Raw genomic sequence first — 25,752 nt, 5'->3', positions numbered from 1 at the left:
GTGTCAGCCGCGCAGGCGCTGCCCGAGCGACGGCCGCCCGGCGAGGGCCGGGGCGGTCTCCCGGATGACCATCAGGCAGCAGAGGCTGATCGCCATCAGGACCGCCGCGTAGATCCCGACGGGGATCACGCTGCCGGTGGCGCTGACGATCCGGTTCGCGATCATCGGGGCCAGCCCGCCGCCCAGCACCGCGCCGACCTGGAAACCGATCCCGATGCCGCTGTAGCGCTGGGTGATCGGGAACAGCTCCGCGAAGGTCGTGAGCATCGGACCGTAGACGAAGCCGGTCAGGGCGAAGCCGATCGAGATGACCGTGATGCAGGCGGCCAGCGACCCGGATGCGGTGACCCAGAACAGGGCCGGCGCGAACAGCAGCGAGGTGATCATCCCGAATCCGATCACCGTCTTGCGGCCCAGCCGGTCGGACAGATAACTGCCGAGCACCACGGTCGCGGCGTGACAGGCGAGCGCCAGCGTGCTGCCGAGGACCACCGGCGACCGCTCGAAGCCGCGTCCCGGATCGGTCTCGGTCAAGAAGGACAGCATGAAGGTGAACAACAGGAAGGCATAGCAGTTCTGCCCGACGTTGATCCCGGCGGCCAGGGCGACACGACGCCAGTTCTGCCGGAGCACGGCAAAAGCCGGCGGCGAACTCTCCTCGGCCTGCTTGGACTGGACGAAGTCCGGTGTCTCGCTCACCCTGGACCGCGTCCACACCCCGATCGCCAGCACGACTCCGCCGATGAGGAACGGGATGCGCCAGCCCCAGGCCAGGACCTGCTCCATCGGCATCAGCAGCACGAGCGCGAAGGACAGATTGGCCAGGATGCCGCCGACCGGCGAGCCGAGGGTGACGAAGCAGCCGTACAGACCACGCCGGTGCGTCGGCGCGTGTTCGGCGGCGAGCAGGGCGGCGCCGCCGATCTCACCGCCTCGCGAGATACCGTGCACCATGCGGAGGAAGACCAGGATGATCGGCGCCACGATCCCGATGGCCTGGTAGTCGGGGAGGACGCCCATCGCCAGGGTCGACCCGCCCATGAGCAGGAAGGCCGCGGTCAGCGCCTTGCGCCGGCCGAACTTGTCCCCGAAGTGTCCGAAGATCAGGGCGCCGATCGGCGCCATCACGAAGCCGACCGCGAAGGTCGCGAATCCGAGGAAGGTGCCGAACCAGGGATCGTCGACGTTGAAGAAGATCTTGTTGAAGACCAGCGCCGTCGCGGTGCCGTAGATCGCGAAGTCGTAGAACTCCATGATCGTGCCGACGCCGGATGCGACGGCGACGCGAGTGGTTCGCTCCCGCCGGGGCGCGGCGGTGCTCGGTGCCGACGGGTCGGGCGGTGCAGAATTGTCGAGAGTTACCACGGATCACTCCTCATCGGTGGGCGAACGGACCGTCGAGGCCGGCGTTCGTTGGCTGTACTCGTGGATGGGTCGATTGTGTCGAACCCGCGCGACGCGGGGAATCGGGAAAAGCTTTACAGCGCCGAGCTATTGGCCAGGTTCGGGCACGCTTCACCGCGCCACCGGGCCGGCCCGGTGGCGGGTTGGTCGTCGCCCGAGACGTCAGTCGGCCGTGCTGAACTCCTCATGGCGGGCGAGACGTCCGACCGCGTCGAGCACCCGGGCGAAATCGGCGATGCGCTGTGCCCGATAGTCGGCGACGGTCGCCGGGTCGAAGTCGTAAAAGCCTGCGCCGTCGGAGATCCCACGGCGACCGGACGTCATGTTCGCCTCGACCAGAGGTGCGGGTGCGAACCTCTCGCCGAGTTCGCGGCTCAGGTAGTTCGACGCGTGGAAGAGGGTGTCGCACCCGCCCCAGTCGATGAACTCGAGCAGGCCGAGAACCGCGAAGCGCGAGCCGAATCCGATGCGGACCGCGGTGTCGATGTCCTCGGCGCTGGCCACGCCCTCGGCCACCATGCGTGCGGCCTCGTTCATCACCAGCGCCTGAAGCCGGGGCACGATGTACCCGGGCGACGCGGCGCACACCACGGGCACCTTGCCGACCGCGAGCAGCAGCTCGCGGGTGGTGTCCACGGCCCCGGGACTGGTCGCCGTGCCGGACGCCACCTCGACGAGCGGCATGAGATCGGCCGGATTGAGCCAGTGCGCGTTCAGGAAACGCGCCGGCGCCGACAACGCCCCGGCGAGTTCGTCGACGAGGAAACTCGACGTGGTCGACGCGATGGGGACGGTGTCGCCGACCATGGCCTCGATCCACGCGAGCGCCTCGCGCTTGACCTCCGCGACCTCCGGCACGGCTTCGAAGACGAGATCCGCCGCGGCCATCGGGGTGAGGGCGTCGACCTCGCCGACGACCGTCACCAGAGCGGTGACACCGTCGAGGTCCTCGACCGTCAGCAGGCCGAGTGTGACCTTGTGCGCCAGCGCCTGTCGGATCGACGCACGGACACCCTCGAGATAGGCCGCGGCGTCGGCGCCGCGATCGCGGAGGTCGACGACGGCCACCGGGACATTCCCGAAGGCCAGCGCCGCGGCGATGCCCTGGCCCATCCGGCCGGCGCCGACAACGGCGACCTGACGGGCCGTCACTGCGCCGGCCCGTCGTGGAGCAGTGCCCGCATCCCGGACGGGTCGAGCCCGGCCAGTCCCAGGTTCTCCAGGGTCCGCCCGCCGGTCGCGGCCGGCCGGCCGGTGACCGCGCCGGCGAGGGCGAGCAGACCGTCGGCCACCGGAGTCGGCACCGCCGCCCACCGCCCCACCGAGCTCAGCAGCGCCAGCCCGATCTCGACGTCCTCGACCATGTAGCGGTGGGTGTGCAGGTCGATGTTCTCGCGCCAGTCGCCGCTGTCGGTGAGCTTCTCGTGGGCGGCGTTGCCGTACATCCACTCGTCGCCGTCGGCGGTGTAATGGTCGGCGAGCGGGAAGTGCGGTGCGCCGTAGCCGAGCGCCTCGCGGACCGCGATGCGCTCGGCGTCGAGTGCGGAGGTGACCCGGCGGATGGAGTCCTGGGTGCCCTCGTTGTGGATGTCCCACGACGGAAAGTGCTCCAGCGGACCGGCATTCATGAGAATGAGCGGCGGGTGGATGATCGGGCCGGCGTTCATCAGCGCGCCACTGAGGGCGTCCTCGACGCGTTCGACGGCCGGGTAGACCTCGCCGAGGACCGCCAGCGCCCGGTCGGTGTGCCGCGCCGGGAAGACGCCCGTGGGTAGACGCGTGGCGTATCCGCTGACCACGACGCGGGTGTCGCCGTGTTTGCGCGCGAGGTAGGGCAGGGTCCCGGTCTCGGCGAACGCGACGTCGGCGGGGTTGCCCGCGGCGCGTACCGCCTGCGCGAAGACGACCGACCCGAAGCTGCCCGGCGGGAGGTAGACGACCTGACCGTCGCGCAGATGCGGGGCGAGCTGCCGAGCCAGCGACTCGTGGGCGAAGGCGGGGACCGGTGCGACGATGACCTCGGCGTTGGACACCGCCTCGGCGAGGTCGGCGACGATCGAGATGCCACCGCCCGTTCCGCTGTCGACGCCGTCGACATCGATCTGCCGGCGGCCGCGGTGATCGTCGATCTCGAGCGCACCGCGCTCGACCAGCGACGAGAACGCCGCGGAATCCCGTCGCCACCAGGTGACATGGTGGCCCTTCTCGCTGAGCTCGGCCGCAGCCGCGTAAGAGCCGTGACCTCCGCCGATGACGCAGACCTTCACGAAACGTCCTCCTCGATCTCGGGCCGCCCGCGCGGCCTCTGGGGTGTTGGGAGGAAACGTAGGAGCGCTGCCGCGGACTGTCCCGGCGTCTGCCGAAACCGAAAAAAGTTCACCGCGTGATGCAGGATTGTTGCGTGCCGGACGACCTCGATTATCAGATCGTTCACGCTCTGCAGGTCGCGCCGAGGGCGCCGTGGGGCGTCGTCGGCGACGTCGTGGGCGTGAGCCCGGCGACCGCGGCCCGCCGGTGGGAACGGCTGGTCGACAGCGGTCTCGCCTGGATCGTGACCTATCCCGGGGCCGCCTATCTGAACACCCGCTGCAGCGCCTTCGTCGAGGTCCAGGCGTCGTCGCACCGCGAGGCCCTCGTCGAGCGGCTCGCGGGGGACCGGCATGTGGCCACGATCCAGCGCACCGCGGGCGACGGCGACCTGCTGCTGACCGTGATGGTGCCCGACCTCGGCTTTCTCGGCGACTGGGTGCAGTGCCTCGCCGAGACCGAGGGCGTCGCCCGGACCCGGACCCGAGTGGTGATGCGGGTCTTCGGCGAGAGCGAACGCTGGCGGGTGCACACACTCTCCGACGCGGACGAGTCGGTACTCGTCGAGCACCGGCCCGAGCACCGCCCACTGGCACACGAACCCGACGAGATGGATCTGCGACTCATCGCCGCCCTGGCCGAGGACGGTCGACGCTCGGCGGTCGATCTGGCGACCGCGAGTGGTCTGAGCGCACCGACCGTCCGGCGCCGGCTGACCGCACTCGTCGCCGAACGCGTCCTGTCGATCAGATGCGAGGTGGCCCATGTCATCAGTGGATGGCCCGTCACGGCGAACGTGTGGGCGCGGGCGTCGTCGAGGTCGATCTCGGCGCTCGTCGACGCGCTCGACGAACTGCCCCAGGTCCGTGTCTGCTGCGAGGTCACCGGCACCGCGAACATCCTGATGGCGGTCTGGCTGCACACCATCGGCGAACTGTCCGAGTTCGAGCAGCAGCTCGAGAGCCGGGTGCCGGGGCTCGTCGTCGCCGACCGGTCGGTCACCCTGGAGACCCCGAAGCGCCTCGGCTCACTGCTGGACCGGTCGGGCTGTCGCACGGGCTCGGTTCCGGTGGTGCTGTGAGATGACCACGTCGACCTCGCTGCGCTTCGCCCTGCTGATCACCGCGGCCTGCGGCTTCCTCGACAGCTACACGTATCTGTCCCGGGGCGGGGTGTTCGCCAACGCCCAGACCGGAAACGTCATCCTCCTCGCGCTGAATCTGTCCGAGCGGCACTGGTATCAGGCGACCGGTCATCTGTGGCCGATCCTGGCCTTCCTCGTCGGTGTCGTGCTCGCGGTCCACGTGAAGGCCGGCCGGTTCGACCGCCTGCTCGTCTATCCGATCCGGGTGACGATGGCACTGCAGGTGCTGATCCTCGTGGTGATCGGCTTCGTGCCCACCTCCGTGCCGCATTCGTTCGTCACCATCCCCATCTCGTTCATCACGGCCATGCAGATCGAGTTGTTCCGCAACATCGGCGATCTCAACTACATCGCGGTGGCCACGACGGGGAATCTCATGCGGCTCGTCGAGGCCGGCTACGGCGTGACCGTCGACCGGACGCCGGATGCGCGCACGGCCCTCGCGGTCTACGGCCGCCTGGTGGGGGCGTTCGCGGGCGGCGCGCTCGTCGGGGCGGTCTGCACCCAACTGCTGGGTGGTCGCGCCGCGTGGGTGCCGGCCGGTTTCCTCGCGGTGACGCTGCTGCTCTTCGTGATCGACGAACGCGGTGACCCGTCACCTACGGTGGGGTCATGAGCCCGCACGCGCCCGTGGTCGCCCTGCTGATCTCACCCGACGATCCCCCGCCGGGGAACCTCGCCGAGATCGAGGAGCTCGCGACGGTACGACTCTGCACGGCTGACGATCTCGGCTCCGCCCTGCCGGGTGCGGACGTTCTCGTGTTGTGGGATTTCTTCTCCCGCGGGCTCGCCGACCACTGGGGTGAGGCGACGGCGTCGTTGCGCTGGGTGCACGTGTGTGCGGCCGGAGTCGACTCGTTGCTCTTCGACGAGTTGCGGGCCTCCGACGTGGTGGTGACCAACGCACACGGCGTCTTCGACCGGCCGATCGCGGAATTCGTCCTCGCCGCTGTCCTCGCGCGGCACAAGGGTTTACACGAGTCGATGGCGTTGCAGCGCGAGCATGAGTGGCGGCACCGCGAGACCGTGGCGACGCACCGCACCTCCGCGCTCGTCATCGGTACCGGTGGGATCGGCCGCGCAACCGCGAAACTCCTACGCGCCGTGGGTGTCCGGGTGGTGGGAGCGGGCCGGACCGAGCGCGCCTCGGACCCGGACTTCGGTCACGTCGTCGCCACCGACGACCTCGCCGCGCACGTGGGTGACTTCGACACCGTCGTCGCGATCGCGCCGCTGACCGAGCAGACCTCCGGGATGATCGACGCGACGGTGCTGGCGGCGATGAAGCCCGGCGCACATCTGGTCAACGTCGGACGCGGCGAGCTCGTCGACGAGCCGGCCCTGGTGCAGTCGCTCCGATCCGGACACCTGGGTGCGGCCACACTCGACGTCTTCGTCACCGAGCCGATGCCCGCCGACAGCGAACTGTGGGACCTGCCCGGGGTCGCGATCTCGGCGCACATGAGCGGGGACGCCGTCGGGTGGCGCGAGGCGCTGGCCGAGCAGGTCCTCGACAACCTCCGGCGCTACGTCGCGGCGGGGGCCGAGAGGCCGGCCGACGTGCTGGTCAACGTCGTCGACAAGGAACGCGGGTACATCCGGGTAGGCGGATGACCTCACCGCAGGCCCGCCGATAGTAGGCTGTAGCGCGATGACCACCGTCTATTTCCTGATCGCCGCCGTGGCCCTACTGGGTGCGGGTGTCCTGTTGTGGCTCGACCGCCAGAGGTCGAGCGACGCGCGGCACCAGCGTGCGGTCTGGGGCGATGAGCACGAGTTCAAGTTCCGCGAGTCGGACACCAAGCTGCGCAAGGTGTTTCGGCGCGCAACCATGAATGTCGGCGACCACATCCCGGTCCAGGACGTCGCATACGGACACTACGCCGGGGTGGAGGCCGTGGTCTTCGACCTCGCCGAGACCGCGACCGTGATCGCCGTCCGACGCTCCTCGCCGTCGCATGTCGTCGTCGACCTGCGGCACGAGGACGTCCTCGCCCCCGCCGAGGACGACGTGGAACTGCTGGGTGCGATGGGCCCGCGCGTCATGTTCTCCAACAATCTCGAGGTCGCCCGCCGGGTCTGCGACCGCCGGATGGTCGCGCTCGCCAACAAGGCGCCCGCGTTCGTCGAGGTCCTCTGGAACGAGGGCAACTGGGCGCTGGGGTCGATGCCGGTGACCAACGACCCGGCCAAGCTGAACACGGGTCTGGAGGTCGTCCGCCGATTCGCCGACCTGCTCCGGGTGCTGCCGCCGGTCCGGGAGCCCGAGGACTCGCCCGATCCCCGCGACCCGCACGGACCCACCCGCGCCGAACTCGCCGACGAGAAGACCGAATCGTTGCGGGACAAGCGCAGGCGACAGGCCCAGGGCACGTCGCAGGCCGGCGCATCCCAGACGGGGGAGTCCGAGAGCCCCGCACCGACACGCACACCCCCGTCACCGATCACCGGGGGCCGCCGGATGTCGCCGATGCCCGTCCGCGGGTCCGGCGGAACCGACGAGGCACCTCGCCGGGACCCCGGCGAGCGGCCCAACCGGCACCGCAACTGATCGCCGCAGCACGCCACGCATCCGGAGATCGTCGATCCCGGCACGCTCGACCGAGAGGGAAGTCGCATGTCCTCGTCCGCCCCGGTTCCCGCCGAGACCCCGCGGGTCGACCCGGCCGCGAAGGCACGGCTCGCCGAGCTCGTCCGCGAGCTCGCCGTCGTCCACGGCAAGGTGACGCTGTCGTCGGGTAAGGAAGCCGACTACTACGTCGACCTGCGCCGGGCGACGCTGCACCACGAGGCCTCGCGACTGATCGGCACGCTGATGCGCGAACTGACCGCCGACTGGGAGTACGCCGCGGTCGGTGGCCTGACCCTCGGTGCGGACCCCGTGGCGACGGCGATCATGCACGCGGACGGCCGGTCGGTCGACGCGTTCGTCGTCCGCAAGGCGGCCAAGACGCACGGCATGCAACGTCAGATCGAGGGGCCCGACATCGTCGGCCGGGACGTACTCGTCGTCGAGGACACCAGTACGACCGGGGCCTCACCGTCCACGGCCGTCGAAGCCGTTCGCGGTATCGGTGGCAACGTCGTCGGGGTGGCCACCGTCGTCGACCGCGCGACCGGTGCGGACGCGGTCATCACGGCCCTCGGCGTGCCGTACCGGTCCCTCCTCGACCTCGCCGACCTCGGGCTTGCCTGACACGTTGGCCGATCACGACGGGGACGCCGCCGCGGGACCGACCGAGTGGCAGACCGGACCGGCCGTCGGGGTCGGGCCCTGGGCCGTCGACCATCCCGGCGAGCCCGTACCCGACGATCCGCGCCTCGACGCCGAATTGCTCGCCCACGGCGACACCCGCAACGTCGTCGACGCGTATCGGTACTGGTCACGCGAGGCGATCGTCGCCGACATCGACGCCCGTCGGCATCCGCTCCACGTCGCCATCGAGAACTTCGCCCACGACGCCAACATCGGCACCGTGGTGCGCACCGCCAATGCCTTCGCGGTGGCCGCCGTCCACATCGTCGGGCGGCGCCGCTGGAACAGGCGCGGGGCGATGGTGACCGATCGCTATCAGCACCTCATGCACCACGAGACGGTCTCCGACCTCATCTGCTGGGCTCGCGACGCGGGACTGACCGTGGTGGCGGTGGACAACACCCCCGGTGCGCAGCCTCTCGAGACGGCCGAACTACCGCGCGACTGCGTGCTGCTGTTCGGTCAGGAAGGCCCCGGGGTCAGCGACGACGCGCAGCGCGAGGCCGATCTCACGGTGTCGATCGCCCAGTTCGGCTCGACACGGAGCATCAACGCGGGTGTCGCCGCCGGGATCGCCATGCATGCCTGGGTCCGGCAGCACGCCGACCTCGACGCCGCGTGGTGACGGGCGGGACTCCGAGCTCGGGCAGCGTGCCGCAGATCAGTTGTTGGCCTCGTCCGACGCGGGCAGCGGAGCTTCCTCGACGACCTTCTTGCGCGAGCGCAGGATGCGCTTGCCGATCTCGGTGATGATCGGCAGAACCGAGATGAAGACGATGAACAGGAAGATGTAGTCGATGTTGTCGCGGATGAACTCGATCTGCCCCAGGAAGTAGCCGAGCAGCGTGACACCCGCGCCCCAGGCGATCGCGCCGATGATGTTGTACGTGAGGAAGATGGGGTACCGCATCTTCGCGGCGCCGGCGACCAGCGGGGCGTAGGTCCGCACGATGGGGACGAAGCGCGCCAGGATGATCGTCACCGGGCCGTGCTTCTCGAAGAACTCGTGCGCCTCCTCGATGTAGACCTGCTTCAGGATCTTCGCGTCCGGCCGGAACAGCGAGTACCCCGCCTTCTTGCCGATCCAGTAGCCGACCTGGTCGCCGAGGAACGCCGCGATGGGGATCAGGACGAGGAGCACCCAGAGCGGGGCGAACGGCTCGATCTCCGCGGACTTCGCCGCCACGATGAGACCCGCCGTGAAGAGCAGCGAGTCGCCGGGGAGCAGCGGGAACAGCAGACCCGACTCGATGAACACGACCAACAGCAGACCGGCCAGCATCCACGTGCCGAACGAGTTGAGCAGGTTCACCGGATCCAGGAATCCCGGCAGCAGCGCCAGGTTGGTGGTCGTGGTGGCAAGCGCGGAGTCGATCACGGGGACCCAGAGTACCTGCGCGTCCGTCGAGGACAGAATCTCACGGCCTCGCCGTCGCCGTTTTCCAGCAGGTCCGGGCACGAATGGTGCCCGCGCCGGGTGATGTGGCACCTGCCATACTGGGAGAAGTCCGGCCGCGGGAAGTCCGGCTGCTCGCCATCGAAGCACCAATCGAGGCGAGAGAACCCGAACACCAGAGCACATCAACACCCTGGAGGATTCGTCGATGCCCATTGCAACCCCGGAGCAGTACGCCGAGATGTTCGACAAGGCGAAGAAGGGCGGTTACGCATTCCCCGCGATCAACTGCACCTCGTCGTCGACGATCAACGCCGCCATCAAGGGTTTCGCCGACGCAGGCAGTGACGGGATCATCCAGTTCTCGACCGGTGGCGCCGAGTTCGGGTCCGGCCAGGGTGTCAAGGACATGGTGACCGGCGCGGTCGCACTCGCCGAGTTCGCGCACGTCGTCGCGGCCGAGTACGACGTCCTCATCGGTCTGCACACCGACCACTGCCCGAAGGACAAGCTCGACACCTACGTCCGGCCGCTGCTGCAGATCTCGCAGGAGCGCGTCGACGCCGGCCGCAACCCGCTGTTCCAGTCGCACATGTGGGACGGCAGCGCGGTGCCGCTGGACGAGAACCTGGAGATCGCCAAGGAGCTGCTGGCCAAGGCCGGCGCCGCCAACATCATCCTCGAGATCGAGATCGGCGTGGTCGGCGGCGAGGAGGACGGCGTCGAGAACGAGATCAACGACAAGCTGTTCACCACCCCCGAGGACTTCGAGAAGACCATCGAGGCGCTCGGTGCGAGTGACAGCGGCAACCGCTACCTGCTGGCCGCGACCTTCGGCAACGTGCACGGCGTGTACAAGCCGGGCAACGTCAAGCTGCGTCCCGACGTCCTCAACACCGGCCAGGAGGTCGCCGCCAAGAAGCTCGGCCTCGGCGACGCCGCCAAGCCCTTCGACTTCGTGTTCCACGGCGGATCGGGCTCGCTGAAGAGCGAGATCGACGAGGCCCTGAGTTACGGCGTCGTGAAGATGAACGTCGACACCGACACGCAGTACGCCTACAGCCGCCCGGTCGCCGGCCACATGTTCAGCAACTACGACGGTGTCCTGAAGGTCGACGGCGACGTCGGCAACAAGAAGGTCTACGATCCGCGCAGCTGGTCGAAGAAGGCCGAGACCAACATGAGCGAGCGCGTCGTCGAGGCGTGTAACGACCTCAAGTCCAACGGTAAGTCCCTGACCGCCTGACCGCAGTCCGCCTGCTTCTGCCCGCGCCCGACAAGGGTGCGGGCAGAAGTCTTTTCGGCCTACCTGACGCGTCGGTTGTCGGTTCGCGGCGACCGCGTGGCGCGGCGCTCGCCCCGCTGCAGCGGCGGGAGGTGTTCGACGGCCCCGGCCACGGATGCGACGGCGGCGCTCGCCGATCGGGCCAGTCGAGAGCCGGCACCGGCGGAGCGCGCGAGCGCGTCGAGCCGGTCGCGGATACGGTCCAGCACGCTGAGCGGCACGGCGGCGAGCACATTGCCCGGTGGGCGCCTGGCCACCACGGGATGCGGGCGGGTCGGCGCGGTCGAGCGGACCGCCTGCCAGTAGGAGCCCCATCGAATCAGTTCGGCGGTGGTGCTCACCTCCTGCAGTCGCGGAAGGAGCTCGTCCTCTTCATCCCGGACGTCCTCGCGGAGCAGCCGGACGATCTCGGTGAACAACTCCCGGTGCTCGGCGCTGTCGACATCGACTTTCGCCAGGGACGTGACGAGCTCGTTGATCGCCTGATGCTCCTTCTCGACCTCGAGCGTCAGCTGTTCCCCGTCGGGCAGCCGGCGCCGGATCACCGGCCACAGCACGGCTTCCTCGGCGAACGCATGCGGGAACACCAGGCGGGTCAGGTCGTCGAGCGCGGCCGCGCGCTCGGTGCCACTCGACTTCTCGGCCGCGGCGATGAGCCGGTCGAGTTCGACGTGATCTCGTTTCTGGCGGCAGAGCACGCTCTTGATCCCGCCCAGTTCCTTCTCGGTCTGCTCGGCCAGTGAAAGAGGCATGTCGTCACTCCGGACCTCGGGACAAACGACCACGATGTCCGACGGATTCTCCCCGCCGTGCCGGACGTCTCGACACTCGTGATCACTCGGCGGTTACCCCGCCGCCGGACGGCGAAACCGTGTCGAGCGGGTTCGGACGAACTCAGGTGAGAGCGAGACCCACGACGACCGCGGCGGCGAGCGCGACCATCACCAGGGCGGCGATCACGACGGCCGGGTCGACTCGCGACCGGGACCGTTGCGGTGAACCGACCTCGTACGGACGGATACGACTGGTGCGAACCCGGTGCTCCGGCGCGGGCCCCCGGTGGGGCGTCGTGTCCGCGGGAGGCGCCGACCGAACCGGAGGCGTGAAGTATCCAGGCGTAGAACGGTCACCCGGGCCGGCCGCCGGCGGGCCGTACCGGTGTCCGTTCGTCACGTGGGGTTGCACACCTTCCAGTCGTCGCCGTCGCGCTGCAGATTCAGCGTGACGGTCTCGGGCTGATCAGGGGTGTTCGTGTGCACCGCGACCACCTCGACGACGGCCTGGTTGCCGCCCTCGACGACCCGGACCGCGTTGATCGCCTGCGTCCGCACGAGCTCGTTGCGGGCGCGCTGAGCCTCGTAGGTCCGCTGATACGCGGAATCGTCGAAGTCGCTGTAGAACGCGTTGAGCTCGCCGCAGGTGACCGACCGCAGCGTCGAGAGGTCGCCCTCGTACAGCGCGGTCGTGTAATCCATGGCGACGGTCGCGGCCTCGTCGGCAGGTGCCGGACCGCGCAGGCTGTTGTAGGCGAAGATGCCGCCGACGACGGCCACGATCACGACCACGATTGCTGCCGCCGCGATCAGCAGCCCCTTGCCGCGCTTCTTCTTCTGTGACCCGGGTCCGCTTCCCGGGATGACCTGGGGTTCGCGGTCGGTGGTCGTCCACCCCTCGCTCGACGCCGGAACGACCGGCTCGGGGGTCGTCCGGACCCCGTCATCCGTGGTCGAGGTGTCGCTCCGGGCAGAAGCGGCGGCCGCCGCAGCGGCTGCCGCGGGGATCACGGTCGTGGCGGCGTCCGGTCCGGAGTCCTCGTCGGCCTCGTCGTCGGTCTGGTCGTCGGTCTGGTCGTCGGTCTTGGACTCGTCAGCCGCGTCGTCGGTGTCGGTGTCGGTCGTGTCGGTGTCGGTCGTGTCGGTGTCGGTCGTGTCGGTGGGGACGACGATCGCCTCGGTGGGGGAGTCCGTTTCGTCCGTCTCGTCCGTCGCTGCGCCGGTCTCGGGTGTCTCGTCCTCGATCGCCCCGGCCTCGATCGCCCCGGCCTCGGCGTCCGACTCGACGACGGAGTCCTCGTCTGACTCGGGCGTATCCGCCGGGTCGTCGGACGCGGCGTCAGCAGAGTCGGCCTCGTCTGCCGGCGGCTCCGTGGCCTCGGTGTCGGACTCGGCGTCGGTCTCGTCGTCGGAGTCACGAGCGGTCGCGCCGGCCGCCACCGCGGCAGCCCCGGCCGCTGCCACCCCGGCGCTGACCGCGGTGCCCGACGACGGGTCCGTGTCGTCGTCGGGGAGCTCCGGTTCGGCGGCCGCCTCCGTGTCGGTGTCCGCCTCGGTGGCGGTGGGCTCGGTGTCGGTGCGCTCGGACTCGGTGGACGCCACCTCTGCTTCGGTGGCGGCGTCCGGCGCCGCTTCCTCGGGCTCGGGGGCCGTCGGGTCGATGTCGTCGAGGTCCTCGAGCCCCTCGGTGTCCGGAAGGTCCGACCGCCGGATGACCGTCGTCTTCGAATCGCTCGGGCCGCGGCGCGCGGGCGGAGGTGTGGCGTCGTCGGCCGTCGTCGCGTCCGCTGTCGTCTCGTCGGTTGCGGCGGCCTCTGGGTCCCCACTCAGCGGGTCGATGTCGTCGAGGTCCTCGAGGTCCTCGGCCGACGGAAGGCTGTCGCGACTGATGACCTGGGTGGCGCCGTCGATCCCGCGCCCACCCTTCGGTTTCGGTGCTGCGGGCTTCGTCGATGCACCGCCCGCCGTGGACGCGTCTCTGGTGGACCCCGCTGTGGTGGACCCCGCTGCGGTCGCCTCGGTCCCGGTGGCCGTGTCCTCGGTGGCCTTGCCCGCGGCGGTCTCGTTCTGGGTGGGATCGTCCACAGCTGGCTCGCGGCCCTCTCTGCTGGTGCTGGGTGGAGTGGCGGCGGTGCCGGTCGGAACAGTATCGGGGGTCGGTCGCGCGCCCGCCAGGCGAGCGCGACGGTCCTCCCGAACCTGCTTCAGGGTCGACAATGCCCTGGTGACCGCAGCTCTCGGCCTCTCAGATCGCGCCATCTACTGATTCACCCCGCATTCCCGCCATGTGCACGACTTCGGTCCGGCCGCCCGACGACGCCGATCACCGGGAGGGCGGCAGGACCGATTGCGTCATTCACCCTAGCGAATGGCCCGACGTTCCAGCACTAGGGCGTTTGATCGAACGAACGGCCGCACCCGGCGCGATGCTTGAATAGAGGACATGACGTCTTTCGGAGATCTTCTCGGCCCACAACCGGTTCTGCTCACCGGGGACGACGACGCCGAATCGGACCTGCTCAACGGTGCGGCTGCGGCGGAGGTCGCGGCCGCCCACCCGACCGCCTCGATCGCCTGGGCCCACCTCGCCGAGGCAGCTCTCGAGTCGTCGAAGGGCGCCGCTGCCGGTGGCGACATCGACACCGCCGCGGTGATCGCGGCGTATGCGTACGCGCGGACCGGCTACCACCGCGGCCTCGATCAGCTGCGTCGACACGGCTGGAAGGGTTTCGGTCCGGTGCCGTGGAGCCATGAACCCAATCGCGGCTTCCTGCGGTGTGTCGGGGCGCTGGCCCGGGCCGCCGAACTGATCGGCGAGGAGGACGAGCACCTGCGGTGCCTCGATCTGCTCAACGACAGCGATCCACGCGCGGCCGCCGAACTCGGCCTCGTGTGATCGCACCGAGTCGACCGGTCACCCGCGGATGACATCCGCCTGATGGCATCGACTGCCGCGAACCCGTCGTATCCGCGCCGGGTGTTCAACGCGATGCCCGCGCCGCTGAAGAACCGGCTGCGCCGGTTACGCGTGTCGCTGGTGCCGATCGTCCAGTGTGCGCTGGCGGCGGGGGTGTCGTGGTGGATCGCGGTGGAGATCTTCATCCACCCCGACCCGTTCTTCGCGCCCATCGCCGCGGTGATCTCGCTGGGCCTGTCCCTGGGGCAGCGGTGGCGCCGGGCCGCCGAACTCGTCGGCGGTGTCGCGATCGGCATCCTCGTCGGCGATCTCTTCATCAGCCTGGTCGGTGAGGGGGCCTGGCAGATCATGGTCGTCGTCGCCCTGGCGATGACGGTGGCGGTCTTTCTCGACGATGGCCCGCTGGTCCCCATGCAGGCGGCCTCGTCGGCCGCGCTGGTCGCGACACTCCTCCCGCCCGGCGGCGTGGCGGGTTTCCATCGCGCGCTCGACGCGCTCATCGGCGGGCTGGTCGGCATCCTCGTCGGGGCGCTGCTGCCGGTGAACCCGGCGAGCCGGGCGCGCCGGGACGCGGCCGGCGTCCTGGCGACCGTGCGGGACGCGGCACGCCAGCTGGCCACCGGACTCCGCGAACGCGACGAGGAGCTCATCGCGGCCGCCCTGGAATCCGGGCGCGGGACGCAGGCTGCGATCAACAAGATGCGGTCGGACATGACCGGCGGACGCGAGGTCACAAGGATCTCACCGCTCTACTGGGGTTCGCGGATGCGGCTGGACCGGATCTCGGCCACCGCCGACCCGATCGACAACGCGGTCCGCAACTTCCGGATCATCGCGCGACGGTCGCTCGGCATGACCCAGCGGGGGGTGCCGGTGCTGCCCGAGCTGATCGAGATCATCGACGATCTCGCCGGCGCCTTCGAGGTGCTGCGCGCGATGATGATGGCCGACCCCGGCGAAGAACCCGACCAGGCCGACGCGGCCCGGGTCATTCGCAGCATCGTGCGCAAGGCCCGCATCGACCTGGTCACCAACAGCGATCTGTCGGAGGCCGCGCTGCTCGCCGAGATCCGTTCGCTGCTCGTCGACCTGCTGATGACCGCGGGTCTGCGCCGATCCTCCGCGCTGGCGACGCTGCGGAGCTGACCAGCCTGTTGCCACATATGCGAACTTCTGCATATATTGACCGGCATCATGGGGCACTCACATTCGCACTCGCACGCGCCCGCCGCCGGGACCGCGGGGCAGCGTCGGCTCTGGCCGATGGTGCTGGCGGTCGGGCTGATCGGCAGCTACTTCGTCGTCGAGCTCGTCACCGGCATCCTGGTGAACTCGCTGGCGCTGATCGCCGACGCCGGACACATGCTGACCGATGTCGTCGCGCTCGTGATGGGCCTGATCGCGCTGTTGCTCGGCCGGCACGGGCGGATCACCGACACCCGTAGTTTCGGCTGGCATCGCGCCGAGGTGTTCACCGCGGTCGCCAACGCCGTGCTGCTGATGGGGGTCGCCGCCTTCGTGCTCTACGAGGCGGTCGAGCGGATCGGCAGCGATCCCCAGGTCCCGGGGCTCACCCTGATCGTCGTCGCGCTGGTGGGCCTCCTCGTGAACCTCGGGGTGATGCTGCTGTTGCGGGCCGACGCAAAGGAATCGATCGCGGTCCGCGGCGCCTACCTGGAGGTGCTGGCCGATGCCGTCGGCAGCGTCGGCGTACTGGTGGCCGGCATCGTCGCCATGACGACCGGTTGGGGGTACGCCGACATCGTCGTCGCGGTGCTGATCGCGCTGTGGGTGGTCCCGCGGGCAGTGCGGCTCGCGCTCGACGCGCTGCGGATCCTCAACCAGCAGGCGCCGGCCCACGTCGACGTCGAGGCGCTGCGGGCCGACCTGGCCGACATCCCCGTCGTCGACGACGTGCACGACCTCCATGTCTGGACGCTCACGACCGGGATGGATGTGGCCACCGTCCACCTCGGCAGCAGTCGGCCCAACGGTGAGGTGTTGCCCGCCGCGCAGGCCGTCCTGGCCCGTCACGGCCTCGAGCATGCGACGGTGCAGATCGATCCCGACGACCACCAGCGGCGATGTCGGGACGAGATGACCTGGTGACCGGTCGTGCCTGACCCCGGCTGAACCGGCGGCGCCGCAACCGGTCGAGCCTTTTCGTTCATGCTGATTCGTAGTCGCCGGATCGGCAGCCCGCGTCGTTACCGTGTGTCGGTCATGGCTACCACCACCCTCACCCCTGTACCGGCCGGCGAGACCGATGCCGAGCGGCGCAAGCGCCTCCGGACCGTCGTCGCGGCGAGTCTTCTCGGTACGACCGTCGAGTGGTACGACTTCTTCCTCTACGCGACCGCGGCGAGTCTGGTGTTCAACCAGCTGTTCTTCCCCGACCAGAGCTCGTTCGTCGGCACCTTGCTGTCCTTCGCGACGTTCGCGGTGGGCTTCGTGGTGCGTCCGATCGGCGGAATCGTGTTCGGGCACATCGGCGATCGCATCGGCCGCAAGCGCACGCTCGCGATCACGATGGTGATGATGGGCGTGGCAACGGCGCTCATGGGTGTCTTGCCGACCGCGGCGTCGGTCGGTGTGCTCGCCCCGATCCTGTTGCTGCTGTTGCGCATCGTGCAGGGGTTCGCGCTGGGCGGGGAGTGGGCGGGTGCGGTCCTGCTGTCGGTCGAGCACAGTCCGGACGGCAAGCGCGGTCTGTTCGGGAGCATTCCGCAGATCGGTCTGGCACTCGGACTGGCGCTGGGCACCGGTGTGTTCGCCCTCCTGCAGGTGGCCCTCGACGATCAGGCGTTCCTGACCTACGGCTGGCGCATCGCGTTCCTGGTGAGCATCGTGCTGGTGGTCATCGGCTTCGTCGTGCGCCTGAAGGTCGACGAGACGCCCGCCTTCGCCGAGGTCGCCGAACTCGCGAAGAAGTCCACCGCACCGCTGCGCGACGTCGTGGTCCCGCCGAACACGCGCAACACCGTCCTCGGCCTCCTCGCCCGGTGGGGTGAGGGCTCGGCCTTCAACACCTGGGGCGTCTTCGCGATCGCCTACGCGACCACCGAACTCGACATGGAGAAGGTCCCGGTGCTGGTGGCCGTGACGATCGCCTCGCTGGTGATGGCGGCCTTGCTGCCGTTCTCCGGACTGCTCACCGACCGCTACGGCGCCAAGACGATCTACCTGATCGGGATCACCGCCTACGGCGTCGCGGTCTATCCGGTGTTCGTGCTGTTCGGGACGTCGAACCTGCTGTGGTTCACCGTCGGGCTGGTGATCGTCTTCGGCGTGATCCACGCGCTGTTCTACGGCGCGCAGGGCACGTTGTTCGCGAGCCTGTACCCGACCCCGGTGCGCTACACGGGCTTGTCGGTCGTCTACCAGTTCTCCGGCATCTACGCCTCGGGTCTGACGCCACTGATCCTCACCGCGCTGATCGGCGCGGCGAGCGGGTCGCCCTGGCTCGCCGCCGGATACCTCGTGCTCACCGCGATCATCAGTGTCGTGGCGACCGCCCTCATCCGACGCGACGACCTCCACCTCACGACCGGTCCCCAGGCGCGGCCCGTCGCCTGACCCTCCCGGGAACCGGTGGCGACAAACCTTCATGCGCAGCGGCGCCTTGGATACCGGGTCAGGGGCGGACGAGCAGCAGATCGGCCACGTGGCGGTAGAACGTCGACCGTTTCACGACGCGCGGGTTCACCACGCCTTCACGTTCGACCACGACGTTGGTGCCGCCGGTCTGGCAGGCGCGCCCGGCGAACCACCTGCCGGGCAACAACATCCGCTCCACCTGTGCGCGCAGCCCGGGCGCGGTCAGTGTCGGCTCGATGAGGATCGAACGCACCTCGCCGTCGAACAGACGGTCGTTGTCGACGTAGGTCTCGCCGTGCAGCTTCGCCCCCTCGGCACCGAGGTGGCGGGCGCTGCCGATCACGACCGTCGCGGCGTCGTCGCGGATGAGCGGCACGGCGACCGCGGTACCGTGCTCGGCGAGCTCGCGCGCCGCCGGTCCGTGCGGCAACCCGTAGCGGCGCGTCGCCGGGGTGGCCTCGGCGGAGACGTACGCGACCTCGACGTCGAGTCGCTCGGTGACCATCAGTGCGGCGAGCACCTGAGACAGGAAGATGTCGTTTTCGTGCGCCACGGTGGGTGCGAACCGCTCGGCGACGCGCGGTTCGACGACGAGTCGGGAGATGTCGGGATCGGTGAGTGCATCGGCGACCGCGGCACGGACGGCCTTCTTGTCGTCGGCGCGGCTGGTCTGGGTCAGAAGGGCAAACGGCACGCGGATAGCGTAACGAGCGCGCCGACCCAGTAGTGTTGGTCAGGTTTGGTCCCAAGCGCGCCACACAAAGGAGTACCGGACATGGCCGCGATCGTGCTTATCGGAGCCCAGTGGGGTGACGAGGGCAAAGGCAAAGCGACCGACCTCCTCGGAGGCCGGATCAACTGGGTTGTCCGCTACCAGGGTGGCAACAACGCCGGGCACACCGTCGTACTGCCCAGCGGGGAAACCTTCGCGCTGCACCTCATCCCGTCCGGCATCCTGACGCCCGGCGTGCAGAACGTGATCGGCAACGGCGTGGTCGTCGACCCGGGCGTGCTCCTCACCGAGCTCGGCGGCCTCGAGGACCGCGACGTCGACACCTCCGGTCTGCTGCTCTCCGCCGACGCGCACCTGCTCATGCCGTACCACGTCGCGATCGACAAGGTCACCGAGCGCTTCCTGGGCAACAAGAAGATCGGCACCACGGGCCGCGGCATCGGTCCGTGCTACCAGGACAAGATCGCGCGCGTCGGGGTTCGCGTCGCCGACGTCCTCGACGAGAAGATCCTCACCCAGAAGGTCGAGGCCGCGCTCGAGCTGAAGAACCAGATCCTGGTCAAGATCTACAACCGCAAGGCCCTCGACCCCGCGCAGGTCGTCGACGAGGTCCTCGGTCAGGCAGAGGGTTTCAAGCACCGCATCGCCGACACCCGGCTGCTGCTCAACAAGGCCCTGGAGAACGGCGAGACGGTGTTGCTCGAGGGTTCCCAGGGAACCCTGCTCGACGTCGACCACGGCACCTATCCGTACGTGACGTCGTCGAACCCGACGGCCGGTGGTGCCGCGGTGGGCGCCGGCATCGGCCCCAACAAGATCACCACCGTCCTGGGCATCCTGAAGGCCTACACCACCCGCGTGGGTTCGGGGCCATTCCCCACCGAGCTCTTCGACGAGTGGGGCGCCTATCTGGCCAAGACCGGTGGCGAGGTGGGTGTGACCACCGGGCGGGCTCGCCGCTGTGGCTGGTTCGACGCCGTGATCGCCCGTTACGCGACCCGCGTCAACGGCATCACCGACTACTTCCTCACCAAGCTCGACGTCCTCTCCAGCCTCGACACGGTGCCGATCTGTGTGGCCTACGAGGTCGACGGTGAGCGCGTCGAGGAGATGCCGATGACCCAGACCGGCTTCCACCACGCAAAGCCGATCTACGAGGAGATGCCCGGCTGGTGGGAGGACATCTCCCAGTGCACGACCTTCGAGGAACTGCCGCAGAACGCGCAGAACTACATCCTGCGGCTCGAGGAGCTCTCGGGTGCGCACATCTCGTGTGTGGGTGTGGGTCCGGGGCGGGATCAGACGATCGTGCGTCGCGAGATCGTCTGACGTTTCGCTCCTCGGGGAGCGGCGTGGTGGTTTCGACCGAAGCGGGGTGGTGGTTCGCTCCCGGGATCGTGATTAGCTAGTGCCCATGCGTGCGAAGCGGGGGAGTCGCGACTACGGGTCCATCCTGCTCGGCTCCGTCGGCGAGAGCTCGGTCAAACAGCGGGTCCGCATCCAGACGCTGCTCACCGCGTCGATCGTGGTGGCCAACCTGTTCGGGGCGATCGTCGCGGTCGCGCTCACCGCGGTCGGCATCCCGCAGCCGACCATCTTCACCGCCGAACTGTGGTGGGTCAACTTCATCGTGGTGCCCGTCTACATCACCGCGGCCTTCGTCGTGGGGATCGGGTGGGGCACCTACGTCGGCGTCCGCGACCTGCGCTGGGCGATCCGCGACGTCGCGCCGACCAAGCGCGATGCCCGTCGGACGATGCGGCTGCCGTGGCGGTTGTCACTGGTGCAGGGATTCCTGTGGGGCATCGCCACCGTGATGCTCACCATCATGTACGGGATCGTCGACCCGCAGCTGATCCCGAAGACGCTGTTCGTGGTGAGCCTCAGTGGCGTCGTGGTGGTGGCGATCTCGTATCTGTTCATCGACTTCACGCTGCGTCCCGTTGCGGCGGAACTGATCTCGGCCGGACACCGTCGACGCAAACGCACCGGTGTGAAGGCGCGCTCGGTCGTCTCGTGGATGGTGGGTTCGGCGATCCCGATCATCGGCATCCTGCTGGTGCTGGCCTTCGGGCTCGCGCGCGACGAGACGTCCAAACTCGACCTGTTCGTCGGGGCGACCGTCCTCGGGATCACCGCACTCTTCACCGGCCTACTGTTGACGCTGCTGTCGAGCATGAGCGTCACCGGGCCCATCCGGAGCGTGCGCGCCGGGATGAACCGCGTGAGCGACGGCGACCTGGACAACGCCGACCTCGTCGTCTACGACGGCACCGAACTCGGCGACCTCCAGGTCGGTTTCAACTCGATGGTCGCCGGACTCCGTGAGCGAGAGCGGATACGGGATCTCTTCGGACGCCATGTGGGACACGACGTCGCCGAGGCCGCGTTGTCGTCGAGCCCGGAACTCGGCGGCACCGAACGCCTGGCCGCCACCCTGTTCGTCGACGTCATCGGTTCGACGACGCTTGCCGCGCAACGACGCCCGACCGAGGTCGTCGAGATACTCAACAAGTTCTTCGCCGTGATCGTACGAGCGGTCGAGGAACACGGCGGCCTGGTCAACAAGTTCGAGGGCGACGCGGTACTCGCGATCTTCGGCGCACCCATCGATCTCGACGACGCGGCCGGCAGCGCACTCGCCACCGCCCGCGATATCGCCCACGGGTTGGCCGAGGAGGTGCCGGAGCTCTCCGCCGGGATCGGGGTCAGCCACGGGGCCGTGGTCGCCGGGAACGTCGGCGCCATCGAGCGATTCGAGTACACCGTGATCGGCGACCCGGTCAACGAGAGTGCGCGGTTGTCGGAGCTGGCCAAGCGGGATCCGCGGCGTCCGTTGGCCTCCGGACGCGCGGTCAAGGCCGCGCAGCAGAAAGAGGCCGACCGCTGGGAAGAGCAGGAGACCACCTCGCTGCGCGGCCGTACCGAGGAGACCACCGTGTTCGCCGCGTTCGTCGACGGGGAATGACGGTCCCGCTCAGCCGATCGCGGCCTCGGAGCTGATCAGCAACCCGTCGGGGCCGACGATGCTCAGGCTCAGTCCGTCGAAGACCGAGTACCTGTATCCGTTGTTGTAGGCGACGTAGTACGGGCGGCCGCTGCCGTTCTCCTGCACGCGCACCTCGGACACCGGGATGCACAGGGTGTTCCCGCTCGAGCGTGCGACACCCCGGTATTCGAGGGATCCATCGGTGCGCCACTGACAGATCGATGCCGCCGACTGCGCGGTGACAACGGAGGTGACGAACCGCTGCCCGGCATCGCAGGACGGGGCGGACGGCGCGGCGGTCGCGGTCGCGGTGCCGATGGCGAGCGCGCCGGTGGTGAGGACGAGGGAGGCGCCGGCGGTGGCCAGGCGGGTGAGGGTCGTGGTCATGGGAACCGACGGTAGGGCCGGGCGGCCGAACGCGGAATGGGCAGAACTCCCCGGAGTCGTTCGGATGGGGGCTAGGTGTCGCGGTCGCCCTGCCCCTCGGCGAAGTCGAGGCGGCGCAACGCGATCCGCAATACCTCGTCGTCGATGCGGCCGGCGTCGCGTTCGGCGATGAACGCCGCCCGCTGGATCTGCAGGATCTCCGTCCGCAGGCGCGCGCCGGCCGACGTGGGACTCTCGCCGAGATCCTCGGGCCCCCGGCCCAGTTCCTCCCACGCCACGTTGCGCTGCGTCGTGACCCACTTGCGGAGCATCACCACCTGGAGCCGGCGCGGGTCGTCGTCGGTCAGCTCCGCGGCGTACTCGTCGAGCCGGCGTTCGGCTTCGCGGGACGCCCGGTCCTGGGCGGCCGCATACGCCAGCCGGTCCTGCGCGTGTTCGTCGCCGCTGACCCCGAGGAACCGGATGACCCAGGGCAGGGTCGTGCCCTGGATCAGCAGCGTCCCCACCACGACGACGAAGGTCAGGAACAGGATCTCCGCGCGCGCGGGGAAGGGCTCGTTCGTCTCGGTGTACACGGGGATGGCGAACGCGGCGGCCAGCGACACCACGCCGCGCATGCCGGCCCAGGACACCACGAACACCGATGCCGGGGTGGGTGGCGGCTCGCGGTCGCGGATCCGTCGCGAGAGCAGTCGGGGCAGATAGGTCGCCGGGAAGACCCAGACGATCCGCACGAGGATCGTCGCCGCCAGGACCGCCGCGGCGTCGATGGCGATCTGCGTCCACGACTCGTTCTCGACACCGTCGATGAGCATGGGCAGCTGGAGCCCGATGAGCAGGAAGACGAACGACTCGAGGATGGTGTCGATCGACTTGCGTACCGCCTCGTCCTGCAGGCGTGTCGCATAGCCCAACCGCACCGACCGGTGGCCGAGGTAGAGACCGGCGGTCACCACCGCGATGACACCCGAGCCGTGCAGTTCCTCGGCCGCGTAGTACGTGGCGAACGGGACGATGATGCCGATGGCGGTCTCCATCGGCGGGTCGGTGAGCCAGACGCGCACCCAGGACACCACCACCCCGACGAGGAGGCCCACGATCAGGCCGCCGAGGGCGGCCACCGCGAACGTCAGCGCCCCTTCGCCGACCGTTGCGGTGGCCCCCACCGCGGCGGCGAGGGCGATCCGGAACGCCGTCAGGGCCGTCGCGTCGTTGAGCAGGCTCTCGCCGCCGAGCAGCGTCATCATCCGGCGCGGCAGACCCAGCCGGCGGCCGATGGCCTGCGCGGACACCGCGTCCGGCGGCGCGACGACGGCGCCGAGGACCAGGGCCGCGGCGAGCGGGAGGTTGGGGACCACGAGATAGGCGACATACCCGACGACCAGCGTCGTCACCAGCGGGAGACCGACCGCCAGGAACCCGATCGCGCGCCAGTTGGCGCGGAACGCCTGGTACGAACTCTCCTGTGCGGCCGAGTACAGCAGCGGCGGCAGGATGAGGAACAGCACCAGCTCCGGTTCCAGGGCCACCGACGGCAGCTCGGGGATCCATCCGATGCCCAGCCCGACGGTGACCAGCACGAGCGGCGAGGACAACCCGTAGCGACGGCACAGAGCGGCGACCGCCACGGCGATGACCGCGACCAGCAGTAGCGATGCGCCCATTCGAGCGACTCTAATCGCGCCCAGTGCGGTGGATAATGTCGAGCATGCAGATCTTTCGCCGGAAGTCCTCGCCCGGTTCCCCGGGACCGTCGCCGGACAGCTCGGCGGCCACCGCCCGCTGTGCCGAACTGGAGGCCTTCGCCGCCGCGCCGGCCGACGACCCGGCCCCCGCTTCCGGCGACGACCGCAGCTGCCAGGATTGCGTCGCGATCGGGGAGACCCACTGGGCCCACCTACGGAAGTGCTTGACGTGCGGGCACATCGGGTGTTGCGACTCCAGCCCGCGCCGGCATGCGACGGGACACTTCCACGACACCGGGCACCCGGTCATGCGCTCCGCCGAGCCGGGTGAGGTGTGGCGGTGGTGCTTCGTGCACGAGGTCACGGGATGAGCTCCCCGCAACGGGTCATATCCGGCCCGCTCGCTCCGCTCCCGGCGCCGGGTCACATCCGGCCCGCTCGCCCCGCTCCCGGCGCCGGGTCACATCCGGCCCGCTCGCCCCGCTCCCGGCGCCGAGTGACATCCGGCCCGCTCGCTTCGCTCCCGGCGCCGACCGCGTCGGGATCTGTGCTGACGGCAAGTAGGATTTGAGGATGACGTCGAACAGCGAGAGCGCGATCAGCGCAGCCCAGCCGGCGCCGACGACGGGGCCACCGGACGTGATCGGCACGCCGCTGAGTCCGACCGCGACCAAGGTCATGGTCCTCGGAGCCGGTGAACTCGGCAAAGAAGTCGTGATCGCATTCCAGCGGCTCGGTGTCGAGGTCGTCGCCGTGGACCGCTACGCCGACGCACCCGGCCACCAGGTGGCCCATCACGCCGAGGTCATCGACATGACCGATGCCGACGCGCTGCGCGCCGTCGTCGACAAGCATCGTCCCGCGTATGTGGTGCCCGAGATCGAGGCGATCGCCACCGAGGCCCTGGTCGACATCGCCGAACGCGGTATCTCCGAGGTCATCCCGACCGCGAGCGCGGTCGTCGCCACGATGAACCGCGAGGGGATCCGGCGCCTCGCCGACGAGGAGCTCGGCCTGCCGACATCGCCCTATCTCTTCGCCGACACGCTCGACGACGTCACCGTCGCGGCCCGCCAGATCGGTTTCCCGTGCGTCATCAAGCCGGTCATGTCCTCGTCGGGCAAGGGGCAGTCGGTCGTTCACGGTCCCGAGGACCTGGCGTCGGCGTGGGAGACCGCGAACACCGGTGGTCGCGTGCGGGGTACCCGGGTGATCGTCGAGGGTTTCGTCGAATTCGACTACGAGATCACCCTTCTCACGGTCCGGGCGATCGATCCGGCCACCGGTCGGCTCACGTCGCACTTCTGTGCGCCCATCGGTCACCGGCAGATCAACGGCGACTACGTGGAGAGCTGGCAACCGCACGAGATGAGCACCGACGCACATGCATCGGCGACCTCGATCGCGGCGCGCATCGCCACCGCCCTCGGCGACGGAAAACTGGCCGGGCGCGGTGTTTTCGGGGTCGAGCTGTTCGTCAAGGGCGACGACGTCTACTTCTCCGAGGTCAGTCCCCGGCCCCACGACACCGGTCTCGTCACGATGGCGACCCAGCGCTTGTCGGAGTTCGAGATGCACGCGCGGGCGATCCTCGGCCTCCCGGTCGATGTCACGCTCGCGTCCCCGGGTGCGTCGGCCGTCATCTACGGGCAACTCGACCAGCCGGCCATCGGATTCGAGAACGTCGCCGCCGCGCTCGCCGTCCCCGAGACCGACATCCGGTTGTTCGGCAAGCCGGAGAGCTTCCACCGCCGGCGGATGGGCGTGATCACCGCGACCGCCGACGACGTCCCGGCCGCCCGTGAGCGTGCCGTTCGCGCCGCCTCGCTCGTCACCCCGGTGCCGGGTCGCGCCGCTGTCCGCACGGTCACCCCACTCC

The 25,752-nt window shown here is 69.4% G+C and carries 25 protein-coding genes; 15 read left to right on the top strand and 10 right to left on the bottom strand.

Going from position 1 to position 25,752, the window contains the following annotated elements; translation table 11 throughout:
- Positions 1 to 3: 3 nt before the first annotated feature.
- The 3 genes from CA982_RS03290 to CA982_RS03280 all read right to left on the bottom strand — a co-directional run bounded on the left by CA982_RS03290 (position 4) and on the right by CA982_RS03280 (position 3,671).
- On the bottom strand, positions 4 to 1,365 hold the full coding sequence (locus CA982_RS03290; RefSeq protein WP_086533932.1) for an MFS transporter: 1,362 nt from the start codon (positions 1,363 to 1,365) through the stop codon (positions 4 to 6).
- 201 nt (positions 1,366 to 1,566) lie between these two features.
- Positions 1,567 to 2,556 (bottom strand): 3-hydroxybutyryl-CoA dehydrogenase, encoded by a 990-nt coding sequence (locus CA982_RS03285; protein WP_086533931.1) that lies wholly within the window; start codon positions 2,554 to 2,556, stop codon positions 1,567 to 1,569.
- Positions 2,553 to 3,671, bottom strand: a complete 1,119-nt coding sequence (locus CA982_RS03280) for an NAD/NADP-dependent octopine/nopaline dehydrogenase family protein (protein ID WP_086533930.1) — start codon at positions 3,669 to 3,671, stop codon at positions 2,553 to 2,555. Before CA982_RS03280 ends, CA982_RS03285 begins: the two co-directional genes overlap by 4 nt.
- 134 nt (positions 3,672 to 3,805) lie before the next feature.
- Between CA982_RS03280 and CA982_RS03275 the strand changes: the two genes are divergently transcribed.
- From CA982_RS03275 to CA982_RS03250, 6 genes are all read left to right on the top strand, one after another.
- A complete protein-coding gene (locus tag CA982_RS03275; RefSeq protein ID WP_086533929.1) occupies positions 3,806 to 4,792 on the top strand; it encodes an Lrp/AsnC family transcriptional regulator in 987 nt (328 codons plus the stop codon).
- Between the two features lies 1 nt (position 4,793).
- On the top strand, positions 4,794 to 5,471 hold the full coding sequence (locus CA982_RS03270; protein WP_086533928.1) for a YoaK family protein: 678 nt from the start codon (positions 4,794 to 4,796) through the stop codon (positions 5,469 to 5,471).
- Positions 5,468 to 6,469: a D-2-hydroxyacid dehydrogenase gene (locus CA982_RS03265; RefSeq protein ID WP_086533927.1), complete on the top strand. Its 1,002-nt coding sequence runs from the start codon at positions 5,468 to 5,470 to the stop codon at positions 6,467 to 6,469. The genes CA982_RS03270 and CA982_RS03265 overlap by 4 nt, the downstream gene beginning before the upstream one ends.
- Positions 6,470 to 6,506: 37 nt before the next feature.
- Entirely contained in the window at positions 6,507 to 7,406 is a 900-nt protein-coding gene (locus CA982_RS03260) for a hypothetical protein (protein ID WP_086533926.1), read from the top strand.
- 66 nt (positions 7,407 to 7,472) lie between these two features.
- Positions 7,473 to 8,051 carry an orotate phosphoribosyltransferase gene (gene pyrE / locus CA982_RS03255; RefSeq protein WP_086533925.1) on the top strand — a complete coding sequence of 193 codons (579 nt, stop codon included), beginning with the start codon at positions 7,473 to 7,475 and terminating at the stop codon, positions 8,049 to 8,051.
- A 4-nt stretch (positions 8,052 to 8,055) separates the two neighbouring features.
- Entirely contained in the window at positions 8,056 to 8,736 is a 681-nt protein-coding gene (locus CA982_RS03250) for a TrmH family RNA methyltransferase (RefSeq protein ID WP_086533924.1), read from the top strand.
- Positions 8,737 to 8,772: 36 nt separating this feature from the next.
- On the opposite strand, the gene CA982_RS03245 is transcribed toward CA982_RS03250, so the two are convergent.
- Entirely contained in the window at positions 8,773 to 9,489 is a 717-nt protein-coding gene (locus CA982_RS03245) for a VTT domain-containing protein (RefSeq protein ID WP_086533923.1), read from the bottom strand.
- A gap of 226 nt (positions 9,490 to 9,715) precedes the next feature.
- On the opposite strand from CA982_RS03245, the gene fbaA reads away from it, so the two are divergent.
- Entirely contained in the window at positions 9,716 to 10,753 is a 1,038-nt protein-coding gene (fbaA, locus tag CA982_RS03235; RefSeq protein ID WP_086533921.1) for a class II fructose-bisphosphate aldolase, read from the top strand.
- 59 nt (positions 10,754 to 10,812) lie between these two features.
- Here fbaA and CA982_RS03230 read toward each other — a convergent pair whose 3' ends face one another.
- The 3 genes from CA982_RS03230 to CA982_RS03220 form a co-directional block, all read right to left on the bottom strand.
- A complete protein-coding gene (locus CA982_RS03230; protein ID WP_086533920.1) occupies positions 10,813 to 11,544 on the bottom strand; it encodes a hemerythrin domain-containing protein in 732 nt (243 codons plus the stop codon).
- Between the two features lie 142 nt (positions 11,545 to 11,686).
- Positions 11,687 to 11,965 carry a hypothetical protein gene (locus CA982_RS03225; protein ID WP_086533919.1) on the bottom strand — a complete coding sequence of 93 codons (279 nt, stop codon included), beginning with the start codon at positions 11,963 to 11,965 and terminating at the stop codon, positions 11,687 to 11,689.
- Positions 11,962 to 13,650 (bottom strand): Rv0361 family membrane protein, encoded by a 1,689-nt coding sequence (locus CA982_RS03220; RefSeq protein WP_086533918.1) that lies wholly within the window; start codon positions 13,648 to 13,650, stop codon positions 11,962 to 11,964. Before CA982_RS03220 ends, CA982_RS03225 begins: the two co-directional genes overlap by 4 nt.
- 358 nt (positions 13,651 to 14,008) lie before the next feature.
- Between CA982_RS03220 and CA982_RS03215 the strand changes: the two genes are divergently transcribed.
- The 4 genes from CA982_RS03215 (at position 14,009) to CA982_RS03200 (ending at position 18,058) form a co-directional block, all read left to right on the top strand.
- Positions 14,009 to 14,461, top strand: coding sequence for a DUF3151 domain-containing protein (locus CA982_RS03215; RefSeq protein WP_086533917.1), 453 nt, complete (start codon positions 14,009 to 14,011; stop codon positions 14,459 to 14,461).
- Between the two features lie 42 nt (positions 14,462 to 14,503).
- Positions 14,504 to 15,628 carry an FUSC family protein gene (locus CA982_RS03210; protein WP_086533916.1) on the top strand — a complete coding sequence of 375 codons (1,125 nt, stop codon included), beginning with the start codon at positions 14,504 to 14,506 and terminating at the stop codon, positions 15,626 to 15,628.
- 48 nt (positions 15,629 to 15,676) lie between these two features.
- Entirely contained in the window at positions 15,677 to 16,591 is a 915-nt protein-coding gene (locus CA982_RS03205; protein WP_086533915.1) for a cation diffusion facilitator family transporter, read from the top strand.
- A gap of 114 nt (positions 16,592 to 16,705) precedes the next feature.
- Positions 16,706 to 18,058 carry an MFS transporter gene (locus tag CA982_RS03200; RefSeq protein ID WP_208617873.1) on the top strand — a complete coding sequence of 451 codons (1,353 nt, stop codon included), beginning with the start codon at positions 16,706 to 16,708 and terminating at the stop codon, positions 18,056 to 18,058.
- Positions 18,059 to 18,116: 58 nt separating this feature from the next.
- On the opposite strand, the gene CA982_RS03195 is transcribed toward CA982_RS03200, so the two are convergent.
- A complete protein-coding gene (locus CA982_RS03195; protein ID WP_086533913.1) occupies positions 18,117 to 18,773 on the bottom strand; it encodes a hypothetical protein in 657 nt (218 codons plus the stop codon).
- Between the two features lie 81 nt (positions 18,774 to 18,854).
- On the opposite strand from CA982_RS03195, the gene CA982_RS03190 reads away from it, so the two are divergent.
- Positions 18,855 to 20,141: an adenylosuccinate synthase gene (locus CA982_RS03190; protein WP_086533912.1), complete on the top strand. Its 1,287-nt coding sequence runs from the start codon at positions 18,855 to 18,857 to the stop codon at positions 20,139 to 20,141.
- Positions 20,142 to 20,226: 85 nt separating this feature from the next.
- A complete protein-coding gene (locus CA982_RS03185) occupies positions 20,227 to 21,780 on the top strand; it encodes an adenylate/guanylate cyclase domain-containing protein (protein WP_086533911.1) in 1,554 nt (517 codons plus the stop codon).
- 9 nt (positions 21,781 to 21,789) lie between these two features.
- Here the strand turns inward: CA982_RS03185 and CA982_RS03180 are convergent, their stop codons facing one another.
- On the bottom strand, positions 21,790 to 22,188 hold the full coding sequence (locus tag CA982_RS03180) for a hypothetical protein (protein ID WP_086533910.1): 399 nt from the start codon (positions 22,186 to 22,188) through the stop codon (positions 21,790 to 21,792).
- 71 nt (positions 22,189 to 22,259) lie between these two features.
- Positions 22,260 to 23,852, bottom strand: a complete 1,593-nt coding sequence (locus tag CA982_RS03175) for a Na+/H+ antiporter (protein ID WP_086533909.1) — start codon at positions 23,850 to 23,852, stop codon at positions 22,260 to 22,262.
- A 44-nt stretch (positions 23,853 to 23,896) separates the two neighbouring features.
- Between CA982_RS03175 and CA982_RS03170 the strand changes: the two genes are divergently transcribed.
- Together CA982_RS03170 and purT are read left to right on the top strand one after the other, a co-directional pair.
- Positions 23,897 to 24,244 carry a UBP-type zinc finger domain-containing protein gene (locus CA982_RS03170; protein ID WP_086534132.1) on the top strand — a complete coding sequence of 116 codons (348 nt, stop codon included), beginning with the start codon at positions 23,897 to 23,899 and terminating at the stop codon, positions 24,242 to 24,244.
- A gap of 202 nt (positions 24,245 to 24,446) precedes the next feature.
- Positions 24,447 to 25,752: formate-dependent phosphoribosylglycinamide formyltransferase (gene purT / locus CA982_RS03165; protein ID WP_143412518.1), on the top strand; the 1,306-nt coding region annotated here is incomplete at its 3' end.

It is taken from the genome of Gordonia lacunae (genome assembly GCF_002149015.1).
Lineage (GTDB): Bacteria > Actinomycetota > Actinomycetes > Mycobacteriales > Mycobacteriaceae > Gordonia > Gordonia lacunae.
Note: the sequence above shows the minus strand (reverse complement) of the source record. Positions and strands in the feature narration are given on the sequence as shown.